Genomic DNA, 24,093 nt, shown 5'->3' with positions numbered 1-24,093 from the left:
CATGGCGCTGTGGCGGCGTGACCGGGCCGGACGGCCGGTCGGCCCGGGCCTGGTGCACCACTCCGACGACCGGTTGAGCCCACCCAATACACCAGCTTCCGCTTCACTGCCCACCTGGTCGAGACCGGGATCGACGCCTCGATCGGCACCGTCGGCGACGCGCTCGACAACGCGCTGATGAAGTCGGCGATCGGCCTGTACAAGACCGAGCTGATCAAACCGCGGTGGCCCGTGGAAGCACCTGACCGGCGTCGAACTGGCCACCGCCGAATGGGTCAACTGGTACAACACCACCCGCCTGCACGGTGAGATCGGCCACGTCCCACCCGACGAATACGAGGTCGGCTACTTCCAGAACCGCACAGAACCGCAGGTCACAGTCACAACTTAGAGCCTCTATCGAAACCGGGGCGCTTCACCCGTGTCCTGGACACGCTCCGCGCTGTGGTGCCGGGGCTGGAGGGCTTCTCGTGGGAGCCGATGCGGACGGCCGCGCAGGGCGACCTCTCAGCCCTCGACGATGAAGCGGAGCAGCGGCCTGTTCACCTCGTCCGCATGCGTCCACAGGAGCCCGTGCGGAGCACCGGGGATCTCGACGTACTCCGACTCGGGAAGCAGATCCCGGAACGGTCGGGCGGTCGCGTCGATCGGCAGGATCCGGTCCGCGGTCCCGTGCAGGATGAACGCCGGCTTCCCACTCTCACGGACGGCTCCCACGTCGCGGCGGAAGTCCTCGATCCAGGATGGCACGACGGCGTACGCGGCGACCGGCGCCGACTTCGTGGCGGTGTTCCAGTTGGCGGTCACGACTTGCTGGCTGATGCGCGAGCCGAGCGTTTCGTCGAGGTTGTAGAAGTTCTCGTAGAACTGCGTGAACCACGCGAAGCGGTCGTCCTCCGCGGCCTTCGCGATGCCGTCGAAGACGTCCTGGGGCAAGCCGGTCGGGTTGTCGTCGGCCTTGACGAGGAACGGCTCGAGCGAAGCGAGGAAAGCGAGCTTCGCGACGCGCTCGTGGCCGTGGCGGCTGACGTAGCGGGCAAGCTCTCCCGTTCCCATCGAGAAGCCGACGAGGATGACGTCACGCATGTCCTCAGCAGGACGTTGAGGTCATCGGCGTACGTGTCGTAGTCGTAACCGCTTCCCACCTTCGTCGAATCCCCGAAGCCTCGGCGATCGTAGGTGATGACCCGGTAGCCGGCGTCAATGATGTCCCGCTCCTGGCGCTCCCGACTCGGGTCCAGGGGATAGCCGTGGATAAGGACGACGGGCTGGCCGCTGTCGCGGTCGGTGTACGCGATCTCGATGGGGGCACTGTTCTCTGTGCCGACGGTGGCGGTTGCCATGTCCTGGTCCTTAATCTCGGTGCGGAATGACGGTCGGGTGGCGTCAGGTCTGGAAGGGCCGGGGTGCTCTCCCCGCAAGCGGTAGTCGGGGCCGGGCCGTTCCAGGCGGATCGACTCCAGCACGGTGTACGCGTGGTACTTGGTCTGGCTGGTGGCTCCCGCCAGCCGCTCCCCCCATAGCTGGCCGTTGCTGGTCTTCTTCTCGAGGACGTGCCGGGTGGTGCAGTCGACTCCTCGATCGGGTTGTGAGCCAAAGGCCCCTTCAGCGTGCCCGAACCTACGTCGGCCGCCCGAGCTCGCGAATCGGTCGCGGGCTCGTACTGCAACGGCACGTGGTCCGGATGGGGCCGCTCGGGAGAATCAGCTCAGCGGTGTGGCGGATGGTGCAACGGGCAGTCGCGGCGCGGATGGATCCAGGCAGGCTGACCTTCACCGGACGGCTCAGTTTCTGCGCGCCCACGCGCAGTGCGAGTCTTGCTGGTGGCCTCCGGTGAGGCATGGCCGGCGGCCCGGTGACAACGGGCCGGAGGAGCCGTCTGTCAACGTCGCGCGAATCCTGACCCCCTGGGGACGTCTGAAAGTTGACCCCCTGTTTGTTGGTTGTTACTGCTGATCGTTGCTGGTGTCGGCCGCGGGGACGCGGCCCAGGTCGCGGTTTTTGAGGCGGTAGCTGTCTCCCTTCAGACTGATGACCTCGGCGTGGTGGACGAGGCGGTCGATCATGGCTGCTGCGACGACGTCGTCGCCGAATACCTCGCCCCAGCGTCCGAAGGGTTTGTTGCTAGTGACGATCAGCGAGGCCCGTTCGTAGCGGCTGGACACCAGCTGGAAGAACAGGTTGGCGGCTTCGGGTTCGAAGGGGATGTAGCCGACCTCATCGACGATCAGCACGGGGATGCGGGCGAGCTTGGTGAGTTCGTCTTGCAGGCGTCCGGCGGCGTGCGCGTCGGCAAGGCGGGCCACCCACTCGGCGGCGGTGGCGAACGCAACCCGGTGTCCGGCCTGGCAGGCCCGGATGCCCAGCCCGATCGACAGATGGGTCTTGCCGGTGCCCGGCGGGCCCAGGAACACCACGTTCTCGCGGGCGGCAACGAAGTCCAGGGTGCCCAGGTGGGCGATGACCTCGCGTTTGAGGGAGCGCTGGTGGTCGAAGTCGAAATCCTCCAATGCCTTGCGGGCGGGGAACCGGGCTGAGCGGATGCGGGCCTCACCGCCGTGCGACTCGCGGGCGGCGACCTCGCGTTGCAGGCAGGCGGCCAGGAACTCCTCATGAGTCCAGGACTCGGCCCGTGCTCGCTCGGCCAGCCGCTCGACGGCGGCATGCAAGGACGGCGCCTTGAGCACGCGGGTGAGGTAGGCCAGCTCGGCCGTGAGGTTGCGGCCGCTGCCGACGGCTGCGGCGACCGTGGCCGTCGCTGTGTTCTTGGTAGCTCGCGTGGTCGCCATCACGCCACTCCCTCGGCGCCGTCGACGCCGAACAGGGCGTCGTAGTCGCTGAGCTGCCGCTGCTCGACCGGGGTGTCGGCTGGAGCCTGGGCGATCTGCAGGCGGGAGCGGCGCATCACCGTGGCAGCCTGGGCATGAACGGGGTCGGTGATGGTCTGGTGGGCAGCCCAGCATCGCGGGTGCGACGCGACACCTTGTCCGCCGCAGGTGACCCTCACTTGCTCCAGGTCGGCGACGACCTCGACCAGCCGGCCGATCGCCGTGGGGTGGACCGAGTAGTCGTTGGAGGCGACGCGGACGTAGTGGTCGCGGGCCAGTCGGGTCGCCGTCCGCCAGCCGACCAGCGGGGCGACCGGCGGCAGCGCGACCATCGCCGCCCGATCGGCGACGATCCGGTCGGCGGGCCGGCACTCGATCCGCCGGTGATGACGCACGTTGGCCCGATGGCCCAGCCAGCGGGTCAGCTGGGTGTTGAAGTCGTCCGGGCTGGCGAACGACCGGCCGGGCAGGAACGAGGTCTCCAGATAGCCGTTGGCCCGCTCGACAAGGCCCTTGGCCTCGGGATCACCCGGCCGGCACTGCAGAATCGTCACGCCCAGCGTGCCGCGGAACGCGTTGGCTTCGGCCGTCAGCTGGGGCCGGCCGCCTTTCCACTGGCCGATCGCGCTCTCGTTGTCCCAGACCAGCGTCTTGGGGACGGCGCCCAGCGCGCGCAGCAGCGCCCACATCCCGGCGAACAGGTCACCGGCCGCCCGCGAGGGCAGCATTTGCGCCATCAGCCACCGCGAATACCCGCTGACCATGACCAGCACCGGCGGGCTGGCCTGCTGGCCGGCCCCGATCGGCACCTTGGCCGGCGGGAACCACAGATCGCATTGCGCCAGCTCACCAGGCTCATAGGCGGTCCGCGATGCCGGGTCGACGGGCCGATACTGCGGCCGCAATAGCCGGACCCGGTCCTTGAGCACCGTCATCGACCGGTCCCAGCCGATCCGCTCGGCGATCACCGTGGCGGGCATGTCCGGGAACTCCTCCAACAGCGCCCGGATCTGCGGCTCCACCGCGTCCACGATCGACCCCTTACTCACCCGCCGGTACTTGGGCGGCTCGTCAGCCGCCAACGCCCGCTTGACGGTGTTCTTCGAGATGCCCAGCCGCCGGGCGATCGCCTTGATCGGCATCTGCTCGGCCCGGTGCAACCGGCGGATCTCCGCCCAGTCCTCCACCTTGATCACCCTTCAGAGAGTGGAGGGGGTCAGATTTCGGCCGCCGCCTGGGGGTCAGTCTTCACGCGTCGTCGACACCGTCTAGCTTCGCGAGGCTTTGGAGGGGTCGTCGCCGGCCCAGGCCACGTGGCCGTCGGGGCGGATGAGCGCGGCCGCCGGCCATCCTTCGTGCGGTGTGGTCGTCAGGTCCAGGAGCACATGGCGCCCTGGGTGGAGCAGGGTGAACAGTTCGCCGTCCGGCAGCCGCAGATTGGGTGCCCGCCTCCCGGTCAGCGGATGCACACCCGGAGGGCGCTCATAGGCGACCGCGAGTCCCGACAACCGTTCGGCCAGCTCCCTGGACAACTCGGGCACGGTGGCGATGAGGCGGCTGAGCAGCGCCCGCAGGTCCTGCCCTTCGGGGGTGAACGCCGTCATGAGCGCGGTCTGCGCCCGCGTACTGACCAGCAGGTCGGCGCCGACGGGGTGGCGTTCGGCTTGGTAGGTGTCCAGGAGGTCGTCCTTCGCGGTCCCGGTGATGGTCGCGGCCAGCTTCCAGCCGAGGTTGGTGGCGTCCTGGACACCCACGTTGGGCCGACGCCGCCGGTCGGGAAGTGCATGTGCGCGGCGTCCCCGGCGAGGAAGACCCGGCCGGCCCGGTAGCGCTCGGCCTGGCGGGTGGCGTTGCCGAAGCGGGACAGCCATCGCGGATCGCGCATGCCGTGGTCGGTGCCGACGATGCGGGTGACCTTGGCGCGCAGCTCGTCAAGGGTGAGCTCGCCCGGCCGGTCGGACCGGACACTGGCGGGGTCGCTGCCGACGATCCGGTGGACGCCGCCCGGAAGCGGAACGATCATCAGGCCGCCGTGTAGGCCGGACAGGTTGGCGATGCCCGCCGGGGGCCGGTCGAGCACGACGTCGCCGAGCCAGCCCCACACGGTGGTGCCGGTGCCGGGGAAGCCGATGCCCGCCGCCTGGCGGACGGCACTGGCCGTTCCGTCGCAGCCCACGACGTAGGCCGCCGTCAGCGTGTACGGCCCGGCCGGACCTTCTGCGGTCACCGTCACCGCGTCGGCGTCCTGGGTGAGGCCGGTGACACGGTGGCCGCGCCGTACCGTGGCGCCCGCGGCGAGCGCGTGCTCCTCCAGCAGCTCCTCCGTGCGGGCCTGCGGTAGCGCCAGCGTGAACGGGAACGGCGTGTCCAGCACGCTGAAGTCCATGCGGTCGTCCAGCCCGCCGAAGTGGCCGCTGGGGATGTGCGGCCCCTCGGCCAGGAAGCGGTCCACGATGCCGCGGAAGGCCAGGATCTCCAGCGTGCGGGGATGGATGGTGAGCGCCTTGGAGTGCGGATCGCGCTCCTGCCTGGCCTCCAGCACCATGACCTGCACGCCGCCCAGCCGCAGCTCGGCGGCCAGCCACAGTCCCACCGGGCCCGCTCCGACCACGATGACCTGTTCCATGAAACCCTCCTCTTGGTCAGTGACCAACAATAAACTTGGTCGGTGACCAAAAAGCAAGAGGCGGTCGTCCAGACGGCGCTGGAGATCCTGGAGGACAAGGGCGTCGAGGCGGTGTCGATGCGCGCCATCGCCGAGCGCCTGGGCGTACGGATGAACACCGTGCTGTGGCACGCCAAGTCCAAGGCCCACCTGATGGAGCTCATGGCCGACGCGATCGTCGCCGAGGCGTCCACGCGAGATCTCCCCGCACCCTGGAAGGAACGGGTGCACGAGCTCGCACGCCGCTACCGCGCCGCGCTCCTGGCGCACCGCGACGGGGCCGCCGTCGTGACCGGAACCTACGCGGCCAAACCCGCGACCCTGCACTTCGCCGACACAATGGTCGAGGCCCTGCTCGACGGCGGCCTCGACGCGCGGAAAGCGGCCTGGACCTGCTGGACCATCGTGTACTTCACGCTGGGGCTGGCCCAAGAAGAACAGGCCGCCCCGCTACCGGGAGACGGCCGTCTGGTCGAAGCCGTCGGCACAGGCGGCTTCCCCTCACTGGCCAAGGTGCTGCCGCAGTTGGAGGACGCCTCGTTCAACGAACGCTTCGACTACGGCCTGTCCCTCATACTGCGATCACTGTAAGCCTGGTCCCCGTCGGCAAGAACAAGAGAAATCCCTCCTCGCCAACGTCTGCCGCATCCTCTCCGACAGCGACGTCTCCCCATCCTGATGTCCGCGTGCAGGACGCACCACTGGAGACGGTTCAGGAAGAGCGCGGCGCATGCGATCCGCCGCTCGTTCACCGCACTCGCCCGACCACCCACCGACCGACACCACATCCACCACTGGTCCAATGAGGTGCTGTTGTACCGTGCGGGGCGATGGCAGGCGTAACGATCCTACGGAGTGTGACACCAGGCGTCTGTTCGTGACATCACCTGCTCAGGAAGGTCGCTGGCTCGTCCCGAGGTAGGCGGCGAAGCCGATCAGGCAGACACCGGTGACTCGCGCCACCAGGCGGTCGACGCGGGCGGAGATCACGATGCGCCGCAGCTGGGAGCCCAGGACGGCGTAGAGCAGAGCGACGAGGGTCTCCACCACGAGGTGACCGGTGCCGACCAGCAGCAGGCCGCCGACGGTCGATCCGGGTCCCGAGACGAACTGGGACAGCAGGGCGGCGAACAGCAGCACGGCCTTCGGATTGCCGGCGGCGACGAGGAACTCTTCGCGACCGAGTGCCAGGACTCCCCCCGGTGTCGGGTCTGTGCCGACCGGGCTGGTCGACTCGGCTGGGCGCCGCCACGATGACCACAGCCTTCGCACGCCGAGGTAGAACAGGTACGCCACTCCTGCCCACTTCACCGTGCTGAAGACCATTTCGGACTGAACGAGGACCGCGCCGAGGCCCAAGGCGACCAAGACGATCATGATCGCGAATGCGACGAGGCGACCGCCGACGGCGATCATCGCTGTCCGCAGCCCGTTCCGGTAGCTGTTGCGCAGCCCGAGCAGTTGGTTGGCGCCTGGAACGAGGGAGATTCCGAGCGCTATAGGGACGAATGCGAGCCAATCGACGGTCGTCATGGCCTGTCCGCCTCCTCCGGTGGGACGTCGGGCGATTCCGTCCGCCGGGATGCGTTCGCTCCTACGTCCACCTCGGGCTTGGGGGAGCCCCGGACGCGAGAGGTTCGGCCTCACCGTGGGCTCGATGGCCAGCAGGTATGGCGCGACGACCCGACGAATGTGCTCTAGTACGAGACATGAACGCGTCGTCTGAACTCGCGCCTGCGGCCGAGATACGCGCCTACCTCGTCGACGAGATGAATCTGGCCCTGCGCCGTCCCGGAATGTACGGCGGCGAGATCGCCCTCAGGTTGCTGCTGCGTCATCTGCTGTTCGTGGAGCGCGACCAGGACGACTGGACCGAGCGGCAGCCCGCCTGGGAGAAGCGCGGGATATGGACGAGCACGGGGGCGACGGGGGCGTTCTGGTGGCTGCTGCCGAAACCTCACGAGCATGACATGGCGTCGGTCTACGCCGAGTACGCGCGCGCTCGCGGCTGGCTCAAGCCCGATCGTGTCCTGGCCAGGGCGGAGTACGTCACGTTGCGTGCGGCGGCCCGTCCGTGGGCGGGGCGCGACCGCGTGTGGACGGACGTGACCGCCGAGTTCGGGCCGCCGTCCGTGCAACTGGGAGGCGGCAATCGGCGGTACGGCAAGGTGCTCGGCTACCTGACCGAGGACCCGGACGACCCGATCGTGTGGTTCCACCTGTGGAACGGCCCCGAACCCGGTGCGGAGGTCACTTGGCCGCCCGAGCAGGAGGAGGCCGTCCTCCTCGCCGTGCGTTTCGGGGACGGCCCGTTCGGCGAGACCTTCACGTTCACTCCCGAAGGCCGCCGCCGCAAACCCCGGGGACGAACTTGATCAAGCCCCGGAGCCTCCGGTAGAAGGCCGAGCCGGGCTCGCGGAGGGCCGCCACCTCCCTGCGGCGCCGCCTCCACCTCCAGGGCGAATCGCTGCCGGAACGCCTCGCCCATGGTGCTGCGTCCACTGTTGGTCAGGCGGTCGCGGCGCGACTCGGGAACATTGGTGGTAGCGGCGATGGAGGGCGTACCAGATGGTCGAGGCGGGACAAGAGCAGGCGTCGGGCGAAGGGCAGCGTGACGAGAAGCGGGCGAACAGCGTCCTCTCCTGGACGGGCAAGCTGGTCCGGGACGGCATCGCGATCTGGTGCACCGCACAGATCCTGCGCGATGTCCGGTTGGAGGGCTCGGCCGGACGCCAGGCCGCGGCGGTCCTGGTCGTCCTCGGGCTGACCTGGCTGGTGACGCTGGGATCACAGGGGCTGCGCAAACTCCAATCCGGACCGCTGTGGCGCAACCGCTGGGCACGGAGTCACCCCGGCACCACCGTGTCCGCGTTCGTCGTCGGGGGCCTGTCCCTGGCGGTCGTGCTCGAACCGCTCACGTGGTGGGCGGCGACCGCGATGTGCCGGGCCCTGGACCTGCCCTTGCGCATGTCGGGTTTCTGGGTGTTCGTGGTGGCTCCGCTGGTCAAGATCGTCATCGACTTCCTGCTGCGGTCGGTGGGCGAGCAGAGAAAGCCGGGCGGGCTGGGGAGGCTGGTCCGGTTCGCCGCGTGCCTGGGCGTCCTGTGGCTTCTGGTGGCCGTCCTGGACGGCGTTCGCCTCGGCGCCGAGCAGTGGTGGCGGACGCTGATCACCACGGTCGTGCTGGCCGCGCTGTTCAACGTCGCCAACCTGCGGATCTCGATGTCCAGCACCTACCCGTGGGACTACGACCGCCGCCGCCTGCTCTGGGGGATGCTGATGCTGGCCGTGTACTCCCTGGTGGCCAACGCGTTGGTGCTGTGGTTGGTGTCATGGTCGAGCACGGCGCTCCGCCCGCCCCTGGAGACCGCGGGCACCGGCACGTTCCTGGTCGGTGGACTGATCGCCACGGTGGTGATGTGGGCGGCCAATCTGCCGTTCTTCCTCGCCGGGCTGCGGGCGCGCGGACTGCGCCTGTTCGGCGCCGAGGCGGAGGCCGGATACCTCGTGCACCCCCTCCGCCTGCACGTTTCTCGCTTCGGCTACATCTGGGAAAGCCCGGCCCCCGCCCCGTCCGCACCTACGTCCTAGACCATGGCCGCCAGACATCCCCTGGTGGTGCTGCGCCTTGAAACAGCGGTCGGGAACGGCTCCCTTGGCGCCGGAGGACGTCCGCGGTGCGCCCGTGCTCACTCGGCCGAGCTCGTCCTCTTCTGCCAGGGCCACCGCCCGGAGATCTCCAGTTCGAGCGAGAGGCTGAGGAAGGTGCGGATGGCCACGATCAGCGCAAGCACGCCGACGCTCGTGTACGTGGGTGAGACCGCGACGGTCCGGATGATGTCGCCGGCGACGAGGAACTCCAGCCCGAGCAGGATCGATCGCCCGAGGCGACGGCGGTAGCCGCGGTAGAGGTCCACCTGGTGATGGGCGAGCCCGAGAGCCGCGGAACAGGTGGCGGCGAGCACTCCCACGACGATCACCGCCACGCCGACCGCGTCGATGCTCTTGCCCACCAGGTCCACGACGTGCTGGAACTCCACCACTTCTCCTCTGCCGCCGGCCCGGGGCCCTGCCCGGCGAACCTCCCACCCGCGGACAGCGTGACCGCGATCTCCGGCTCGTACCGGTCGACGAGCGGTGGACACCTGCCAGTGCCGCGGCCATGTGCGGCAAAACCCAGGCTCGATCAGCTCCTGAGCTGCGGAGTCTGTCCAATTGGCAGCGGGTACCCGTGGTCCGGGTGCGCAAACAAGCCGGACCTCCCCCAGCCTGGACGAGCCCGACGGTGCAAGGGACCGAAAGACGATCGGCCGCGGTCGACGGTGAGTGTCAGCCCAGGGCGCGGTCCAGGTTGAACGCCGCACTGATCAGGGCCAGGTGGGTGAAGGCCTGCGGGAAGTTGCCCTGCTGCTGGCCGGCGTGGCCGATCTGCTCGGCGTACAGGCCCAGATGGTTGGCGTAGGTGAGCATCTTCTCGAACGCCAGCCGCGCCTCGTCGATCCGTCCAGCACGGGTCAGCGCCTCGACGTACCAGAACGAGCAGATCGAGAACGTCCCCTCCTCGCCGCGCAGGCCGTCCGGGCTGGCCTGCGGGTCGTAGCGGTGGACCAGGGAGTCCGACACCAGTTCGGTGGTGAGCGCGTCCAGAGTGGACAGCCACTTGGGGTCGGTGGGGGCGATGAACTTGGTCATGGGCATCATCAGGACGGCGGCGTCCAGGACGTCGCCGTCCTCGTGCTGGACGAACGCCTGGCGGGAGACCGACCAGCCGCGGGTCATGATCCGCCGGTAGATCGCGTCCCGGCTCCGCTGCCAGCGGGGCAGATCCGCGGGCAGGCCGCGCCGGTTGGCCATGCGGACGGCCCGTTCGATGGCCACCCAGCACATCAGTCGCGAGTACAGGAACTTCTTGCGCCCGCCGCGGGTCTCCCACACGCCCTCATCAGGCTGGTCCCAGTGGGTGCAGACCCAGTCCACCAGCGCGCACACCTCGTCCCACTGGTCGCTGGAGATGGGCCGGGCCCACTTGTCGTAGAGGTAGATCGAGTCGACCAGCGCGCCGTAGATGTCGAGCTGGAGCTGCCGGGCGGCGGCGTTACCGACCCGCACCGGGGCGGAGCCCCGGTGGCCTTCCAGGTGATCGAGCTCGCGTTCAGGCAGCTCGGTGCGCCCGTCGATGCCGTACATGATCTGCAGCGGGCCGGAGGGGCCGCCGTCACCGCAGATGATGTGCTGGGCGATGAAGTTCACGAACGCCTCGGCCTCGCCGGTGAAACCGAGCCGCAGCAGGGCGTAGACGCAGAACGCCGCGTCCCGGATCCATACGTAGCGGTAGTCCCAGTTGCGCTCACCGCCGATCTGCTCGGGCAGGCTCGCGGTGGGCGCGGCCACGATCGCGCCGGTGGGCGCGTAGGTGAGGAGTTTCAGCGTGAGCGCCGAGCGGTGCACCATCTCGCGCCACCGGCCGCGGTAGCGGGACGCTGACAGCCAGTGCCGCCAGTACGCCACCGTGGCGTCGAACTCGTCCGCGGCCTCCGCGCTGGGGCAGCCCCGGGGCGTCACGGTGGCGCCGACCTGGTCCAGCGCGAACACCGCGGACTCGCCCTCAGCGACCTTGAACTCCGCCCAGGCGTCCCGATCGTCGCATTCCAGGGGCACGGTGGAGGTCAGCGCCAGCGACAGTCCGGCGGACTCGAATACCAACGTCTCGCCCACCGCCCGGAGCGTGTGCGTGGCGGTCCCGTAGTCGATACGGGGAGCGACCCGCGCCCGGAACGCGATGGTTCCGCGCACGCACACCACACGCCGGATCAGCCGATGCCTACTGGGCTCGGACCCGGTCGCCTCCCGCACATCGCGGCCCACCGGCATGAAGTCCTGGACCTCCCCCACTCCCTCCTCGGTGAGGAACCGGGTGATCAGCACATTGGTGTCAGGGAAGTAGAACTGCCTGGTCGTCGCCGGTACGGCCGCCCCGAGCTCGAAGCAGCCGCCCCGCTCGGCGTCCAGCAGCGAGGCGAAGACACTGGGCGAGTCGAAGCACGGGCAGCAGTACCAGTCGATCGTGCCGTCGGTGCCCACCAGGGCCACCGTCTGCAGATCACCGATCAGACCGTGCTCAGCGATCGGAAGGTAGCCGCTCGCCCGTCCCACCTGTCCCAGATCCCTCGATTGTCCCCATATATGCCCCATGTTCGAATGCGTCGCCCAGAGGCCACGATCCGTCCCTACCCACCCATTGCGGCGTCACGACGGCCTGCCGCCGGGGATCGGGGACATCGTCAAGGATCAGATGCATGCGCGCCTGAGTGGCGCTCCGCCGTTCCGGCGCGTTGCTCAGACCAGGGCCGCCAGGTCGACGTCCGACAGCCGCCCCGTGCGGAACCGGCCCGTCCGCCGGTTGATGTAGAGGTACTTCGAGACGGAGTCGCCCCAGCGGCATTCCCAATGCTGGGCCTTGGGCGTGAGACGAACGCTCAGGCCTCCCGTTGTACGCAGCAGCTCGCCCAGGCGCGGAGTCGTTAACAGGTCCGTGGCCATCTGCTCGGCCCTGGCCCGGTTCACCGGCCGTGGCTCCTCCCGGTAGGAGAGCAGCCGCGCCACGTACTCCGCCCAGTCGCGCGTCCGCTCGCCCACGCCGATCGCCGCGTAGGCGGCGGCAGCACGCAACGGCGCGTACGCGGCGTCCTGGTCCCAGGCGACAATGTCGCAGGCGTATTCCTCCAGGACGTTGGCACAGTAGGTGCTCTTGGGACAGTCTTCCTGGTCGGCGGCGGCCACCAGCAACTCCAGTCCGTCCGGATGCCGCAGGAGAAGGTCCTCATCCGGGTCGGCAAGCTCGGCATGGGGATCAATGGCCCACCCCCAGAAGGCCCGACCGTCGGCAAACGGCCACCCCGAGTCACCGAGGACCGGATCTTGGAGCGGGTCCGGCAGGTCGTCGAGGCCACCGGGGTGCTTGGGGGCCGGCAGCGGCGGGCCCTGGACTCGACTGCTGGACGATGCGGTGGCCACCCAGGACACCGTCACCCAGCTGATCGCCGCGGTCCGGACGGTGATCCGGGAGGTGCCGGGTGCGGCCGAGGTCGCCGCCGCCCGGTGCATCGCGCATGACTCACCGATCCGGGCAAGCCGCGCATCGCCTGGAACGATGAGCAGGCCCGCGCCGGCCTGGTGGACGCGCTGCCGTCGAGGCCTTCGGCGTCGGTGTGGGTGCCGCCTTCGCCGTCGGGGACAGTGACGGTCTTGCTACCGCCGCCCTGTCCGGCACGGTCACCGTGCATGCCGCGCAGGTAGCTGCGACCGCCGACCCGAGCCCGACCTCACCCTGGCTCCGCTGCCCGACTCCTTTCACGCGTCCGCACAGCGTCTCCCGCTCCCCCGCACGCCGGGCCAGGTCCGCCGCCACGGGGCTGGCTCTGTGGGCGGCTGGCGCATGCATTGGCGCCGGCTCCTGCCTGGCCCGCCGCCTACTGCCCACCTGAGCACACAGAACGGACCTGTGCGTGCCGGAAACTATGTCACCTCACGCGCCCTGCGAATACCCGTCGCGACTGGCCGAGGAGTTACCCAGGAGCGAACGCGGCCAGTTCCCTCGACCTGACGCTCAGGCTGGATGAACCCCGCACCCGAACCCGTAGCCCGATGTCATCGCATCCGGACCTATGTTCGCTCGTTGTTCGCTCGGGGACACCGGCACAACACGACAGGGCTCAACATAAAAGGACAGCACTGCGGGCTCGAATGCGGAATAAATGAGATAAGCGGGCACACAGAAACCCTCGTTAACACAGCTGCACTTCTAAACCGACGGTCGGGGGTTCGAATCCCTCTGGGCGCGCCACCCCTCACCAGGGCAGACACAACCCCGTTGATCGCTGCCCTGGGCGCCTGGGGCCGGCATGTGGCCGACCTGAGTCCCGGACATCTCACGTAAACCAGGCGCCAGCTCGCCCTATCGGCGCAGCAGTGGCCCGGTTTCTGTAGGCGCAGGGCTGCTGCCGCAGCGACCTGTAGTCGGCCGATGCGATTCTTGTGGGTTGGCCTTTCAAGGTCGATGGGCAAGGACGGGGAGCCGAGGCTCTCGATCAACGCGGGAAGGCGGCCTGCTGTGCCGGCCTCCCTCAAGGCCCGTCGTTCAGCATCGCTGCGGGCGGCTCTGCTGAGGCATCAGGCTCTCCAGGGCCGGTGATCGGGGCCTCTTCCTCTTCCCGCCGCGGCGTTGGCGGCCTGGCCCCGGCGGGGTCGGCCGGTTGCTGCCGCGCTTGGCGCGAGGCTTCGAGCCGGGGACCAGCCGGCGCGCCTTCTTCACGTGCGCGGCGGTCTTCTCCGCGGCGCGGTGGGCGACCTCGGGGAGCACGGAGGTGTAGGTGTCGGCGATCAGCACGATGCTGGAGTGGCCAGCATGTCCTGCACCACCTTCAACTCCACCCCAGCCGCCAACGCCAACGTGGCCGCCCCGTGGCGCAGATCGTGCAGCCGGATCGGCGGCACTGCCGATCCCGGTGCTCGCGCAGCGCTTGGACGGTGGTGCGGTCCAGCGCGATGACGCGGGCGCTGGTCTTGGGCGCACACACCGCCAGCATTCCGCGATGCTGCTGGATCTGCTGGCAGATGACGACGACGCCGTGGTCGAGGTCGACATCGCACCAGCGCAGCCCGACCGCTTCACCACGGCGCAGCCCGCGCAGCGCGATCAGGTGGAAGGCCGCATACAGCCGGTGGTCCGCGATCGCGTGCAGGAACTCGGCGGTCTGCGCCGCCGTCCACACCGCCACCACGGGCCGCCGACCGGCCCGCTGCCACTCCCCCACTCGTGCCTGCGTCCACACGACCGCACGCCGACGCGGCTCCCTGGGCAACTCCACCAGAGCCGCCGGATTCTCGATGATCAGGCCCTGCCGGATCGCGGCGTCCCACGCGACCCGCAGCGTGGCCCGGATCCGGTTCAGTGTCGCCGCCGACAACACGCGATCAACCGCACTCGAGGAGAGCATCATGACCGCTACCTACACATTCGACGTCTTTTCCAGCCTCGACGCCTTCGGCGCCGCCGGCGGCAACTGGACCGGCTACTGGGGCAAGCAAGGCCCCGAGCTCCTCGACCACCGCCTCGCCCTGTACGGCGAGGAGCAGCGGATGGTCTTCGGGGCCAACACGTATCGGGCGTTCACGCGGATGCTGGCCTCGAGCACCGAGGAGTCCGAGGTGCGTGACCCATGGGTCACCCGGATGAGGAGCCTGCCGGCAACGGTGGTGTCGACCACACTGGAAGGCCCCCTCGACTGGCCGGATGCGACCGTCGTGAGCGGCGATGCCGTCGACGTCGTCGCCCGGCTCAAGGAGGAGTCCGAGGTACCGTTGCGCTCGCACGGCAGCCTGTCGATGAACCGGGGGCTGATGGCCGCCGGTCTGGTCGACCGCGTCCAGGTGACGCTCTTCCCTGTGATCACCGGTCAGACCGGGCTGGACCCGATCTTCCAGGGTGCGGCCGACTTCGACCTCGAGCTGATCGAGAGCCGGACGCTCGACGGCCACATCCAAGAGCTCATCTACCGGCCCACCCTGCATGCCTGAGTCCATCCATGCATCCCACCCCTTCAAGCAGCCGAACCTGACCGGAGGTTCCCGCTGACCGACATGCCGACCGGTCTCATGGCCACCCTTGTCGGCGTACGGCTTCCTGTGCAGAGCCATGTACGTAAACATGCAGAGTTGATCAGCGAAGACCCCCATGGCCTTCCGTCTCGTCCACATTCACCGGCAGGGATTCGCGTGTCTCCGTGCGCGCGGCCGGCGGGCCCAGTCAGGTGAGGAGTTTCGCGAGCTGGGCCATTTCGGTGGGTGGGTTGATCACCGGCTGGATGAGGAGTTCGTCAATGCCGGCCTGTTCCAGAGTGGTGATGCGGGCGAGGAGGTCGCCGCGGGTGCCGACAAGGGCCAGGGTGTTCATCAGCGAAGGCAGGACCAGGTCCCGGTCCTGCGGTGCGATGCGTCCGAGGTAGTTGGGGTAGAGCTTGGTGTGCCTGTCCGGCGCGGTGGCGGTGGTGCCGCGCCGGTCGAGGAGTCGCCGCACCGCCTCGCGTTCGGCGGGGCCGAGTTGCTCGACGAAGGCGGGTGTGTCGGCGGCGGTGTCGGCGGCGAAGGCCAGCAGCGACAGGACGAGGTGGCCCGTCGCGTCCCGGGCCGCGTCGCCGTGAGGGTCCTCGTCCTCGTCGAGTATGTGCAGCGCGGTGACCACATAAGAGTTCGCCCGGGAGTCGGGGTCGCGGGCCGTGCGGCGGGCGTCGTGCAACGCCTGCCACGCGGCGGGGTCCAGCAGGCCGAAGGAGATGAGGCCGGTGCCGCGGCGGCCGGCGACGGCGGCGGCCTTCGGTCCGCCCAGCGCGGCCACGACGAACTCGATCGGGTCGGCGGTGTTCACGTGCGCCCCGGCGTGCAGGAACCGGATGTCGCGGCCCCGGTCACCTTCGCGGTACTCGGTCGAGCGTCCGGCGCACAGGTCCTGCAGTGCGGCGGTGAAGTTCTCCAGCGTGGCTGCCGTGGTGGGCCGCATGCCCAGGGTGCGCCGGGCGGTGTTTCCAGTGCCGACTCCGCAGATGATCCGGCCCGGGGCCAGGGCGTTGAGGCTGGCGAGTCCACTGGCGGCGGCCGGGGCCGAGCGCAGCGCCGGTGAGGTCACGCCGATGCCGAGCCTGATGCGGCTGGTGGCCTTCGCACACAGTCCCAGGGCGACGAAGGGGTCGCCGTGGACCATCGGGGTGTCGTTGACCCAGAAGCTGTGCAAGCCCAACTCCTCGGCCCGCACGGCGAGGTCCTCCACGCCGGGGTGCGCGGTGACCACGACGCCTGCACGCATCGAACCCCCAAGGCACAAGGATCGAATCGAACTCGCCGAGTATGACGGCTCAACAGCTTTGCACGTTTATCCGTACCCAGCTCTGCACGCCAAGGAGTACGCCGACAACCCTGGCGGCTTGCTGATCGCCTCCTGATTCGTCAGATCGTTCGACGAGCTGGCCGCTCTCGAACCTCGCACCAGCGCGGACCAGGGCCACAAGTGGGGTGCGTTGACTGCGCCAGCGGGCTTGTGCGGACTCGATGAGCTTGAAGGCCATGGCGATGCCTGCGACGCGGGAGCCGGGTCCCTTGGCCACCCGCTGGCGGAGTCGGACAGTGGCGAAGGTCGACTCGATCGGGTTGGTGGTGCGCAGGTGGATCCAGTGCTCGGCCAGGTAGTCGTAGAAAGCGAGCAGCACGTCGATATGTTGAATCAGGTGCTGTCAAGTTTCGCAGGTCAGCGACCTGCTCGTCAGCGCTCGTGCTCGGAGGTCTCGCCGGGTTTGACGGCCAAGGCGATGGTGGATTCGTGCTCGCTGATCGCGATGATCTGTTCGGATGGCGGCCGTTGTCGTCACGTCAGGGCCCTCCATCTGATCAGGAACGAAGCCCCATCCTCAGTAGGGTGCTGGGCGGTCGGTCAGGATTCCGCGGGTGCGGGAGGCCGCCGGACGCGCCGAGGAGCCCCCAGCGCGGTGGCGATGGACTCCCAGACGGTGCACGCCGCGGCCAGTGTCCCGGCCGACATGACGGGCCTGGACGCGGGTAGGAAGAGCCGGGGCCGCTGATCGCGCTGTTCGTCACCGCCCCGTGCGTGCACCACAACGCCATCGGGATCGAGTTGCTGGACCGGGTCGCGATCGACAACCCGTCGGTGAGCAGGGCGTGGGTGGACGCGGGGTTCAAGAACGCGGTCACCGTCGTGCACGTTGGCCGCCGAGACCGCGACCACCAGCGGCAGCCCTGCCGCATCGGTCAGGACGTGGAGTTTGCTGCCCTTCTTGCCCCGATCGACCGGATTGGGGCCGGTCGGCGTGCCCCCCACCACCATCCCGCGTCCGGCCGGCCGCGCGGAGCTGGAGCGGCTGACCGCGCGCCGAGCGCGAGATCGTGGCGCTGGTCGCGACCGGGATGTCCAACGAGGAGATCGCCGCGCATCTGGTCATCAGTCACACCACCGTGAAGACGCACGTCAGCCGTTCGATCACCAAGCTCGGCGCCCGCGACCGCGCCCAGCTGGTCGTCTTCGCCTACGAGTCCGGCCTGGCAACCCCGGGCGCGGGCTGGGGCGGCTCCTGAAGGGCTTCCGTCACCAGCTGACGTGCGTCACGTTCCGGCGGTGCGCGACGACGTCGAACCAGCGGCCGAACGGTTCGCTGGACAGGTGCTCGGCGGGATCCTGCGCGGGGGCCGACCACGGGTGCGGGCCGGCGCCTCCAGCCAGGCCCGGGACTCGGGAAACTACGATGAGCCGCAGAGTAGCCATGTGTGGTGACGGTGTGTGCTCGCAGAAATGACCACTTCTGCGGGCACGGCGAACCCGTGTCGGGCGGCCGTGTTCACGCAGGTCGCCGTTCGCAGAACTCCTCGCAGAACCTGTGCAGTACGAGGAAGCGTTCCACCGGTCACACGCGACTACTCCAACCTTGCCGGGGCGGTCCAGCGCCGACCCGAAGCTCATCGGGTTCGGGTGGCGAAGATCGCGCCGGGGGTGCCGGCAGTCGGGCGGGCGAACAGGGCGAGCGCGGTGTCACCGGTGATGGCCAGGCCGTTGTAATCGCCGAGGAAGTAGCCCGGCGGGCCGACGTCGGTGAGCAAGGTCGCGCGGGTCATGTCGAAGGAGGACGCGGTCAGGCGGGTCTCACGGCGTTGCGAGCAGGCGGCCGCGGTCGGCCTGCACCGGACCAGCCACCGGTCGGTCATCAGGGAGGCGGCGGCATCGTTGTGCCGGAAGTCGGAGTAGGCGACCACCACGGCGCCCCGGCCGGCGGGCTCGACCGATGCGGTGAACGCCTGCTGGTTGGGTGCGGGAATGCGTTCGGGGGTGGCGTTGACCTTGATCGGCGCGGTCCAGGTGCGGCCGCCGTCGGCCGAGCCGGCCAGTGCGATGGCGCTGGTCTCGCCGCCGAACCGGCCGTCCTGCCAGACCACCCAGAGCCGGCCGGTGACCGGGTCGACGGCGACGTCCGCGGTCAGGGCGCTCCCGTAGGCCACCGGCCGCCCCGCGTCCTGCGGGTCGGTGACGTTCGCGAGGTGCACCGGCGCCACGGTGACCGGACGTGACCAGGTACGGCCCTGGTCGGTGGAGCGGATCGCGGCCAGCGTGACACGCTGCCCGCCGCCGGTCATGTCGACATGCGTGAACACATCGACCAGAGTGCCGTCGGGCAGCACCTGAATCTGGTGGGCGGTGGTCAACCGGTCTGGACCCGGGTCGTGGATCTCGCTGACCGACCACCTGCGACCACCATCGCTGCTGCGGGCCAGCACGGTCACGCCACGGAACGGTTCATCGTCGGCGGTGGGCTCAGTGATGCGCGGCACGACCGCGTACACCCGCCCGCGCCGCCGCGGATCGACGGCGATCGCCCCGCCGACGTAGTTCCCGTGCCGCGCGTCGGTGCTCACCGCGACCTCGACCGGACGGCTCCAGGTGAGCCCGCCGTCGGCCGACCTGGCCACGATCAGCCCGCTCGGGCTCGTGCCCGGCCCGTCGAACACGTGCGCCGACAGGTGCAGCACACCATCGGGCCCGTACGACAGCCGCACGTCGTCCACATAGTCGAACCGGCCGCCGGTGCAACGGCTGACCCCGGGCACGACCACCCGACTCCAGTTCCGACCACTGTCGCGGCTCACACCCACCACCAGCCCGCGGAACCGGTCCTGGGGCCACGCCACCGCCGCCAGTCCCGGGCGTACCGGATCGGCCACCACAAAGGGCTCGACCGCCCCTGGCGGCAGCCGATCGTCCAGCGTCCCCTTCGGGCAATCGGCGAACGGGCTCCGGCCTGACACCGTTGCTTCTGGAGCCGGACGCTCCGTACCCGCCGGACGTCCTTGACCGCTTGCCGGGACCACGCCCGCGGCCGCCAGAACCGCCCCGAACACCATGACCATCGCCGTCCGCCGCACCATTCGCGCCATCGGTCTTCCCGCCGCCGGAGATGAGTGCCACGATCCTGCGCCACCGCTCCCGTCCGGTCATCACACGAGGGGAGGCTTCTCCGTTACTCGGACCGGCGTTAAACGCCGCCGCCGCTTCTCCCACCGGCGTACGACCGCAACCGCCGGTGTCCGGGCCGCCGCCAACCGCCCTGCCACCCCCGCACCGGCATTCCAAGTGAAGATCACCGCATTACGTGGACTTCCGGTGTTCCTGCGTCCCCAGGGTGAATTGGGTGGGACCACCCCCGCGTGCGCGGGGGGATACTCGCTGACCTGGTATTGCACCGGCGAGTAATAGCGAATCTCGAGCACTTTTGAAGGGTTGGACATTTCGGGCATCGTGAACAGTGTGCCAGCGGGTTCCCAGGTGGTGCGGAGCCGCAGCGGCCTGTGAGTCGGCTGCGCCCGGGCTGCGGGGATGGAGCCAATGCTGGGGGATGGCACTCTGGGGCGCGGGAAGGGTGTCCAGTTATGCGCCCTTACAGAAAGGCTGCCTCTAGGTCTGGCCACCTACGGGATCCCATCACGTCCCACGGTTGGAGGCTTCTACGGTGCGGGAGCATGACCCCACCTACTCCCCCACCCGGCAATCCCGACCGGTGCAACACTCCTGAACGGATGCCCGACAACCAGGACGACACCGCAGAGACTTGGCCCGCACCGGCCAGGAAGCTGGCCATGGACGCCGGAGTGCTGGAGCACCAGGACTAATGTGTGCATTTGCCATACTTGCGACAGGTGTCTCGCACGGGATAATTCGGACGTTCGGTGCGCTCCATGTCAGGTGAAAGCGCGTCACCGGTTCTTCATGCCGCCGACCGTGCCCGCTGACTTCTGGAGCGCTGACCCGCTGCGAGCGGCCCTGGACATTTGACACATGGGGCAGATCATCCGGTCATACCGTCACCACCCCCACCATGGCACCCGCGCCTTGCCACAAGTCATGGTCGCCCGCCGGCTCAACATCACTCAGGCCCAGCTCAGCCGTGTCGAGAGCGGCCCGCCGGTGACCGGCCTTGACCGCCTCATCCCCTGGGCACGCACCCGCGGCATTTCCCCCGCCGCGCCTTCGGCGGCGGCCACCTCTACCCAACTGTCACGAGTTATCTGCAAACCACGCTCGCACCCCAGTTGTTCGGAAGCCGGACGGCATAGGGAGGCGTGAACGTCTTCATCGCAGCAGGTGGCTTGACTGAAATGGCGGGCTTGATGGCTCACTGGCCACGACCATATCGCCCGCCAGCACTTCGACCGTTCACTCGACCTGGCCCAGATGGGCGGGGAACCACAACTCAGCGCCCATATCTACGCCAGCATGAGCCACCTATCCCTACACCTGAACGAGCCGGAAGACGCCATATCGCTTGCACGTCAAGGTCATGCCGCACTCACCGCCGCCGCCACGCCAGCACCAGCGCTCTCCGCACGGCTCTATGCGATGGAGGCGCGCGGCCTGGCGGCGCTCGCCGACGATGATGCCTGTACAGACGCGCTGAGGCAGGCGGAGAAAGCTCTTGAACGCTCCCCCGCCGACGTGCCGGCACCATGGGTCAGCCCCTTCGACGCGGGCGCGCTGGCCAGCGAAACCGCTCGCTGCATGCGCCAACTCGGTGACCTACCGAAGCCGAGAGCCGGGCCCGACGCATCATCGCGCTGCGGTCAGCGAGGTCGAGCAGGAGCCCCCGCCCGAGCAGCCGCCCCGGGCGGCGCCCTGCCTGTTGGTGCGGCCGGGGGCCGCGGCGCCGGAATCGGGTGCTGCCTGCGCAGGCCCATCCGCTGTTGCTCAGCGCCGTACCGGCACCTTGCCGGGGTAGAAGATCAACACCAGCGCAACGCCGGCAGCGGCGCCCGCCAGCTGGGCGAGGACGAAGCCGGGGACGGAGGTGGGGGCGATCCCGGCGAAGGTGTCGCTGAACGCGCGTCCGATGGTGACGGCGGGGTTGGCGAAGGAGGTCGAGCTGGTGAACCAGTAGGCGGCGCCGATGTAGGCGCCGACCGCCGGGGCGGCCAGTGCGGTTCGTTCCGTGCGGACCAGCGAGAAGATCAGCACGATCAGCCCTAGGGTGGCGATGACCTCGCCCAGCCACAGGTGCGCCTCGGCCCGGTCATGCTGGGAGGCCGTGACGGCCGGAAGGTCGAACATCAGGTTCGCCAGCACGGCCCCGCCGATCGCGCCGGCGACCTGCGCGGGGACGTAAGCGGCCAGGTCGCGCAGGGGCCGGCCCTGCAGGGTGCAGTCGGCGGCCGTGACGACCGGGTTGAAGTGCGCCCCGGACACCGGGCCGAAGATCAGGATGAGCGCGGCCAAGCCGAACACCGTGGCGGTGGAGTTCTCCAGTAGCTGCAGCCCCGTGTCGCGGGGCGACAGCTCCACGGCCATGATCCCCGAGCCGACCACCACGGTCACCAGCAGCGCGGTGCCGACCAGTTCGGCCAGCGCCCGGCGCGCCAACGGCAGCTGCTTGGGGTCGATCGCGGCGTCTTGGCCCGGTGCGGGGCCTTGGCGGGGGACGGCGGTCTGGTCCGGCGGGGCGGTCATGGACAGGGCCTTTTCTGGTCGGTGGAGCGGGCGGCGAGGCCGGCCAGCTCGCCGAGCTGGGCGGCCAGCGCCTCGATGGCCTCGGTGCGCAGCCGGTAGTAGACGTAGCGGCCCGACGGTTCGGTCTCCACGAGCCGGGCGCGGCGCAGGGCGCGCAGATGGTTGGAGACGTTGGTCTGCTGGGCGCCGGTCTCCTCCACGATGTGGCACACGCACAGCGATTCCCGAGCCAGCAGCACGACGATCTGGGCGCGCAGCGGGTCGGCGAGGAGCTTGAGCGTCGCGAGATCCAACGCATCAGTTTCCACTGATGTCATCATGGGCTGTTACGTTAGCAGTGCCCGGTTCGCCCAGGCCACCGCCCCGGCGACCGCCGAATCGAGAGGATCGTGCCGGTGTCCGACATGCCCAGTGTGCTGTTCGTATGCGTCCACAACGCGGGCCGGTCCCAGATGGCCGCCGCCTTCCTCACCCACCTGGCCGGCGACCGCATCGAGGTCCGCTCCGCGGGCTCGGCCCCCGCCGACGCCGTCAACCCCGCCGTGGTCGAGGCGATGAGCGAGGTCGGCATCGACATCACCGCCCAAGTGCCCAAGGTCCTGACCGTCGACGCGGTCCAATCCTCGGATGTGTGCATCACCATGGGCTGCGGCGACGTCTGCCCGGTCTTCCCCGGCAAGCGCTACCTGGACTGGACCCTCGACGACCCCGCAGGCCAAGGCGTGGAAGCCGTCCGCCCCATCCGCGACGAGATCCGCACCCGCGTGGAACACCTGGCCAAGGAACTCCTCGACACCTAACCCCAGCCCGCTCCGCTCAACCGGCACCTCTCATCCCGGGTTGGCGGCCGACCCTTGACGGCCCGCCGACGCACCTACGTGCGGTTGGTGCCCGCCGCGCTGGCCGGGCTCAACCCCGCGGTGTCGGTCCTGACCCGAGCCGCCGCCGGGGTTGTGCTCGTGTGCACCCACAACTCCGCCCGGTCCCAACTCGCGGCCGCCTTGTGGAACCAGCACGGCCGCCACCGCGCCCCAGTCCCGGCCGCCTCGGCCGGGACAGACCCCAGCCCACGGGTGCATCCCCGCGCGCGCTCGACCTCGCCCAGGGCCACGACCTGCCCTTGGACGCCGCCCGCCCCACCCACATCCGCGATGTGCTGCAGCCCGGCGACCTGGTAGTGGCGGTCTGCGACAACGCCTACGAGGACCTCCGGAAGACCTCGGCGCTGCACTGGTCGGTACCCGACCCCGTCCGCGCAGGGACCGACGAGGCGTTCCAGGCCGCCTTCGCCGACATCGCCGCCCGCGTCGACCGGCTCGCCCCCGCCATCACCAAGAGCCCTGAAGCCACGCCTCCAAGCGCCCTGGAGCCGCCGTGACCGAGATCTACCGCCACCTCGACCTGAGCATCGACCAGCAGCACGCCCTGCTGACCGCCGCCCGCAACCTCACCGACCAGTTCACCGGAACCTTCGGCGCCGAGACCATCGAACGGTTCCTGCACTCCAGCTACGACCAGTTCGCCGGCCGCTCGACCATCCCCAACTTCCTGCCGCTGCTGGCCGAGCGGTTCGCCCGCCAGCGTTTGCAGGCCCTGGCCCGGCTGGAGGGCAAGGACGCCGGGCACGCCCCGATCGTGCTGTTCCTGTGCGTGCACAACGCCGGCCGCTCGCAGATGGCGTTGGGCTTCTTCCAGGACCTGGCCGGGGACGCGGGCATCGGCTGGTCCGGCGGGTCCGAGCCGGGCATCGAGGTCAACCCCGCCGTCGCCGCGATGCGCGAGCGCGGCATCGACATCTCCCGCGAGTTCCCCAAGCCCTGGACCGACGAGATCGCCCGAGCGGCCGACGTCATCATCACCATGGGCTGCGGCGACGCCTGCCCCATCTTCCCCGGCAAACGCTACGAAGACTGAAGCGTCGACGACCCCGAAGGACTCGACCTGCAAGGCGTGCGCCCCATCCGCGACGAGATCGAACGCCGCGTCCGCGCCCTGCTCACCGATCTCCACATCCCGGTCACCGGCTGACCGGCCGCCCCATCGCTCCTCCCGGT

At 69.5% G+C, this 24,093-nt stretch carries 24 protein-coding genes and 7 pseudogenes; 13 read left to right on the top strand and 18 right to left on the bottom strand.

Annotation, left to right across the window (positions count from 1 at the left end; all coding sequences use genetic code 11):
- Window positions 1-391: pseudogene (locus tag ABD340_RS29800) on the top strand (integrase core domain-containing protein); the annotation flags it as partial.
- A 116-nt stretch (window positions 392-507) separates the two neighbouring features.
- On the opposite strand, the pseudogene ABD340_RS29795 reads toward ABD340_RS29800, so the two are convergent.
- The 5 genes and pseudogenes from ABD340_RS29795 to ABD340_RS29775 form a co-directional block, all read right to left on the bottom strand.
- A pseudogene (locus ABD340_RS29795) lies at window positions 508-1,343 on the bottom strand (alpha/beta fold hydrolase).
- Window positions 1,344-1,946: 603 nt separating this feature from the next.
- Window positions 1,947-2,789, bottom strand: coding sequence for an IS21-like element helper ATPase IstB (gene istB / locus ABD340_RS29790; RefSeq protein WP_344593401.1), 843 nt, complete (start codon window positions 2,787-2,789; stop codon window positions 1,947-1,949).
- Window positions 2,789-4,024 carry an IS21 family transposase gene (istA, locus tag ABD340_RS29785; protein WP_344593399.1) on the bottom strand — a complete coding sequence of 412 codons (1,236 nt, stop codon included), beginning with the start codon at window positions 4,022-4,024 and terminating at the stop codon, window positions 2,789-2,791. The genes istB and istA overlap by 1 nt, the downstream gene beginning before the upstream one ends.
- Before the next feature lie 72 nt (window positions 4,025-4,096).
- Complete coding sequence (locus ABD340_RS29780) at window positions 4,097-4,534, bottom strand: FAD-dependent monooxygenase family protein (protein WP_344593410.1); 438 nt, start codon at window positions 4,532-4,534, stop codon at window positions 4,097-4,099.
- Entirely contained in the window at window positions 4,429-5,454 is a 1,026-nt protein-coding gene (locus ABD340_RS29775) for an FAD-dependent monooxygenase (RefSeq protein ID WP_344593398.1), read from the bottom strand. The genes ABD340_RS29780 and ABD340_RS29775 overlap by 106 nt, the downstream gene beginning before the upstream one ends.
- A 42-nt stretch (window positions 5,455-5,496) precedes the next feature.
- Between ABD340_RS29775 and ABD340_RS29770 the strand changes: the two genes are divergently transcribed.
- A complete protein-coding gene (locus ABD340_RS29770; protein ID WP_344593397.1) occupies window positions 5,497-6,084 on the top strand; it encodes a TetR/AcrR family transcriptional regulator C-terminal domain-containing protein in 588 nt (195 codons plus the stop codon).
- 300 nt (window positions 6,085-6,384) lie between these two features.
- Here the strand turns inward: ABD340_RS29770 and ABD340_RS29765 are convergent, their stop codons facing one another.
- Entirely contained in the window at window positions 6,385-7,026 is a 642-nt protein-coding gene (locus ABD340_RS29765) for a LysE family translocator (RefSeq protein WP_344593395.1), read from the bottom strand.
- A gap of 176 nt (window positions 7,027-7,202) precedes the next feature.
- Between ABD340_RS29765 and ABD340_RS29760 the strand changes: the two genes are divergently transcribed.
- Together ABD340_RS29760 and ABD340_RS29755 are read left to right on the top strand one after the other, a co-directional pair.
- On the top strand, window positions 7,203-7,868 hold the full coding sequence (locus ABD340_RS29760; RefSeq protein WP_344593394.1) for a hypothetical protein: 666 nt from the start codon (window positions 7,203-7,205) through the stop codon (window positions 7,866-7,868).
- A gap of 193 nt (window positions 7,869-8,061) precedes the next feature.
- Window positions 8,062-9,084 carry a hypothetical protein gene (locus ABD340_RS29755; RefSeq protein ID WP_344593393.1) on the top strand — a complete coding sequence of 341 codons (1,023 nt, stop codon included), beginning with the start codon at window positions 8,062-8,064 and terminating at the stop codon, window positions 9,082-9,084.
- A 98-nt stretch (window positions 9,085-9,182) separates the two neighbouring features.
- On the opposite strand, the gene ABD340_RS29750 is transcribed toward ABD340_RS29755, so the two are convergent.
- The 3 genes from ABD340_RS29750 to ABD340_RS29740 form a co-directional block, all read right to left on the bottom strand.
- The gene (locus ABD340_RS29750) at window positions 9,183-9,533 is read right to left on the bottom strand and encodes a DUF1622 domain-containing protein (RefSeq protein WP_344593391.1); all 351 of its coding nucleotides are present in this window, start codon (window positions 9,531-9,533) and stop codon (window positions 9,183-9,185) included.
- A 289-nt stretch (window positions 9,534-9,822) separates the two neighbouring features.
- On the bottom strand, window positions 9,823-11,646 hold the full coding sequence (locus tag ABD340_RS29745) for a glycoside hydrolase family 15 protein (RefSeq protein ID WP_344593389.1): 1,824 nt from the start codon (window positions 11,644-11,646) through the stop codon (window positions 9,823-9,825).
- A 183-nt stretch (window positions 11,647-11,829) separates the two neighbouring features.
- The gene (locus tag ABD340_RS29740; protein WP_344593387.1) at window positions 11,830-12,273 is read right to left on the bottom strand and encodes a hypothetical protein; all 444 of its coding nucleotides are present in this window, start codon (window positions 12,271-12,273) and stop codon (window positions 11,830-11,832) included.
- A 129-nt stretch (window positions 12,274-12,402) separates the two neighbouring features.
- Between ABD340_RS29740 and ABD340_RS29735 the strand changes: the two are divergent.
- Window positions 12,403-12,678, top strand: a pseudogene (locus ABD340_RS29735) (IS5/IS1182 family transposase); the annotation flags it as partial.
- A 952-nt stretch (window positions 12,679-13,630) separates the two neighbouring features.
- On the opposite strand, the gene ABD340_RS29730 reads toward ABD340_RS29735, so the two are convergent.
- Both ABD340_RS29730 and ABD340_RS29725 read right to left on the bottom strand, forming a co-directional pair.
- Complete coding sequence (locus ABD340_RS29730) at window positions 13,631-13,879, bottom strand: hypothetical protein (RefSeq protein WP_344593386.1); 249 nt, start codon at window positions 13,877-13,879, stop codon at window positions 13,631-13,633.
- A gap of 34 nt (window positions 13,880-13,913) precedes the next feature.
- Entirely contained in the window at window positions 13,914-14,459 is a 546-nt protein-coding gene (locus tag ABD340_RS29725; protein ID WP_344593385.1) for a tyrosine-type recombinase/integrase, read from the bottom strand.
- 31 nt (window positions 14,460-14,490) lie between these two features.
- On the opposite strand from ABD340_RS29725, the gene ABD340_RS29720 reads away from it, so the two are divergent.
- Entirely contained in the window at window positions 14,491-15,069 is a 579-nt protein-coding gene (locus ABD340_RS29720) for a dihydrofolate reductase family protein (RefSeq protein WP_344593383.1), read from the top strand.
- Window positions 15,070-15,298: 229 nt separating this feature from the next.
- On the opposite strand, the gene ABD340_RS29715 is transcribed toward ABD340_RS29720, so the two are convergent.
- The 3 genes and pseudogenes from ABD340_RS29715 to ABD340_RS29705 all read right to left on the bottom strand — a co-directional run.
- Window positions 15,299-16,351, bottom strand: a complete 1,053-nt coding sequence (locus ABD340_RS29715; RefSeq protein WP_344593381.1) for an LLM class flavin-dependent oxidoreductase — start codon at window positions 16,349-16,351, stop codon at window positions 15,299-15,301.
- 49 nt (window positions 16,352-16,400) lie between these two features.
- Window positions 16,401-16,757 (bottom strand): annotated as a pseudogene (locus ABD340_RS29710) (hypothetical protein); the annotation flags it as partial.
- Window positions 16,758-17,203: 446 nt separating this feature from the next.
- Window positions 17,204-17,374: pseudogene (locus ABD340_RS29705) on the bottom strand (transposase); the annotation flags it as partial.
- A gap of 56 nt (window positions 17,375-17,430) precedes the next feature.
- Between ABD340_RS29705 and ABD340_RS29700 the strand changes: the two are divergent.
- Window positions 17,431-17,631: pseudogene (locus tag ABD340_RS29700) on the top strand (response regulator transcription factor); the annotation flags it as partial.
- A gap of 10 nt (window positions 17,632-17,641) precedes the next feature.
- Here ABD340_RS29700 and ABD340_RS29695 read toward each other — a convergent pair.
- On the bottom strand, window positions 17,642-17,818 hold the full coding sequence (locus ABD340_RS29695) for a hypothetical protein (protein WP_344593380.1): 177 nt from the start codon (window positions 17,816-17,818) through the stop codon (window positions 17,642-17,644).
- A gap of 191 nt (window positions 17,819-18,009) precedes the next feature.
- Window positions 18,010-19,350 carry a sialidase family protein gene (locus ABD340_RS29690; protein ID WP_344593378.1) on the bottom strand — a complete coding sequence of 447 codons (1,341 nt, stop codon included), beginning with the start codon at window positions 19,348-19,350 and terminating at the stop codon, window positions 18,010-18,012.
- Between the two features lie 711 nt (window positions 19,351-20,061).
- Between ABD340_RS29690 and ABD340_RS29685 the strand changes: the two genes are divergently transcribed.
- Together ABD340_RS29685 and ABD340_RS48300 are read left to right on the top strand one after the other, a co-directional pair.
- A complete protein-coding gene (locus ABD340_RS29685) occupies window positions 20,062-20,211 on the top strand; it encodes a hypothetical protein (RefSeq protein ID WP_344593377.1) in 150 nt (49 codons plus the stop codon).
- 520 nt (window positions 20,212-20,731) lie between these two features.
- Window positions 20,732-21,118, top strand: a pseudogene (locus tag ABD340_RS48300) (NsdA family TPR-like regulatory protein); the annotation flags it as partial.
- A 165-nt stretch (window positions 21,119-21,283) separates the two neighbouring features.
- Here ABD340_RS48300 and ABD340_RS29680 read toward each other — a convergent pair.
- Window positions 21,284-22,039, bottom strand: coding sequence for an aquaporin (locus ABD340_RS29680; RefSeq protein WP_344593376.1), 756 nt, complete (start codon window positions 22,037-22,039; stop codon window positions 21,284-21,286).
- Entirely contained in the window at window positions 22,036-22,347 is a 312-nt protein-coding gene (locus tag ABD340_RS29675; protein WP_425547466.1) for an ArsR/SmtB family transcription factor, read from the bottom strand. Before ABD340_RS29675 ends, ABD340_RS29680 begins: the two co-directional genes overlap by 4 nt.
- A 96-nt stretch (window positions 22,348-22,443) precedes the next feature.
- Between ABD340_RS29675 and ABD340_RS29670 the strand changes: the two genes are divergently transcribed.
- The 4 genes from ABD340_RS29670 (at window position 22,444) to ABD340_RS29655 (ending at window position 23,953) form a co-directional block, all read left to right on the top strand.
- Complete coding sequence (locus tag ABD340_RS29670) at window positions 22,444-22,839, top strand: arsenate reductase ArsC (protein WP_425547468.1); 396 nt, start codon at window positions 22,444-22,446, stop codon at window positions 22,837-22,839.
- A 78-nt stretch (window positions 22,840-22,917) separates the two neighbouring features.
- Complete coding sequence (locus ABD340_RS29665; RefSeq protein ID WP_344593406.1) at window positions 22,918-23,217, top strand: arsenate-mycothiol transferase ArsC; 300 nt, start codon at window positions 22,918-22,920, stop codon at window positions 23,215-23,217.
- Window positions 23,160-23,417 carry a hypothetical protein gene (locus ABD340_RS29660; protein WP_344593412.1) on the top strand — a complete coding sequence of 86 codons (258 nt, stop codon included), beginning with the start codon at window positions 23,160-23,162 and terminating at the stop codon, window positions 23,415-23,417. Before ABD340_RS29665 ends, ABD340_RS29660 begins: the two co-directional genes overlap by 58 nt.
- Window positions 23,414-23,953, top strand: coding sequence for a three-helix bundle dimerization domain-containing protein (locus tag ABD340_RS29655; RefSeq protein ID WP_344593373.1), 540 nt, complete (start codon window positions 23,414-23,416; stop codon window positions 23,951-23,953). Before ABD340_RS29660 ends, ABD340_RS29655 begins: the two co-directional genes overlap by 4 nt.
- Window positions 23,954-24,093 lie beyond the last annotated feature (140 nt).

Origin of the sequence: Actinomadura vinacea, assembly GCF_039532545.1 — a bacterium.
Taxonomy (GTDB): domain Bacteria; phylum Actinomycetota; class Actinomycetes; order Streptosporangiales; family Streptosporangiaceae; genus Spirillospora; species Spirillospora vinacea.
This window is presented reverse-complemented; position numbering and strand designations above follow the sequence as displayed.

What these genes read in the sequence shown, in the direction of transcription:
- ABD340_RS29695 (WP_344593380.1), bottom strand. Translation starts at nt 17,818, where the DNA reads ATGGCTACTCTGCGGCTCATCGTAGTTTCCCGAGTCCCGGGCCTGGCT.
- ABD340_RS29775 (WP_344593398.1), bottom strand. Translation starts at nt 5,454, where the DNA reads ATGGAACAGGTCATCGTGGTCGGAGCGGGCCCGGTGGGACTGTGGCTG.
- ABD340_RS29685 (WP_344593377.1), top strand. Translation starts at nt 20,062, where the DNA reads ATGACCCCACCTACTCCCCCACCCGGCAATCCCGACCGGTGCAACACT.
- ABD340_RS29670 (WP_425547468.1), top strand. Translation starts at nt 22,444, where the DNA reads ATGCCCAGTGTGCTGTTCGTATGCGTCCACAACGCGGGCCGGTCCCAG.
- ABD340_RS29720 (WP_344593383.1), top strand. Translation starts at nt 14,491, where the DNA reads ATGACCGCTACCTACACATTCGACGTCTTTTCCAGCCTCGACGCCTTC.
- ABD340_RS29715 (WP_344593381.1), bottom strand. Translation starts at nt 16,351, where the DNA reads ATGCGTGCAGGCGTCGTGGTCACCGCGCACCCCGGCGTGGAGGACCTC.
- ABD340_RS29680 (WP_344593376.1), bottom strand. Translation starts at nt 22,039, where the DNA reads ATGACCGCCCCGCCGGACCAGACCGCCGTCCCCCGCCAAGGCCCCGCA.
- ABD340_RS29755 (WP_344593393.1), top strand. Translation starts at nt 8,062, where the DNA reads ATGGTCGAGGCGGGACAAGAGCAGGCGTCGGGCGAAGGGCAGCGTGAC.
- istB (WP_344593401.1), bottom strand. Translation starts at nt 2,789, where the DNA reads ATGGCGACCACGCGAGCTACCAAGAACACAGCGACGGCCACGGTCGCC.
- ABD340_RS29765 (WP_344593395.1), bottom strand. Translation starts at nt 7,026, where the DNA reads ATGACGACCGTCGATTGGCTCGCATTCGTCCCTATAGCGCTCGGAATC.
- ABD340_RS29760 (WP_344593394.1), top strand. Translation starts at nt 7,203, where the DNA reads ATGAACGCGTCGTCTGAACTCGCGCCTGCGGCCGAGATACGCGCCTAC.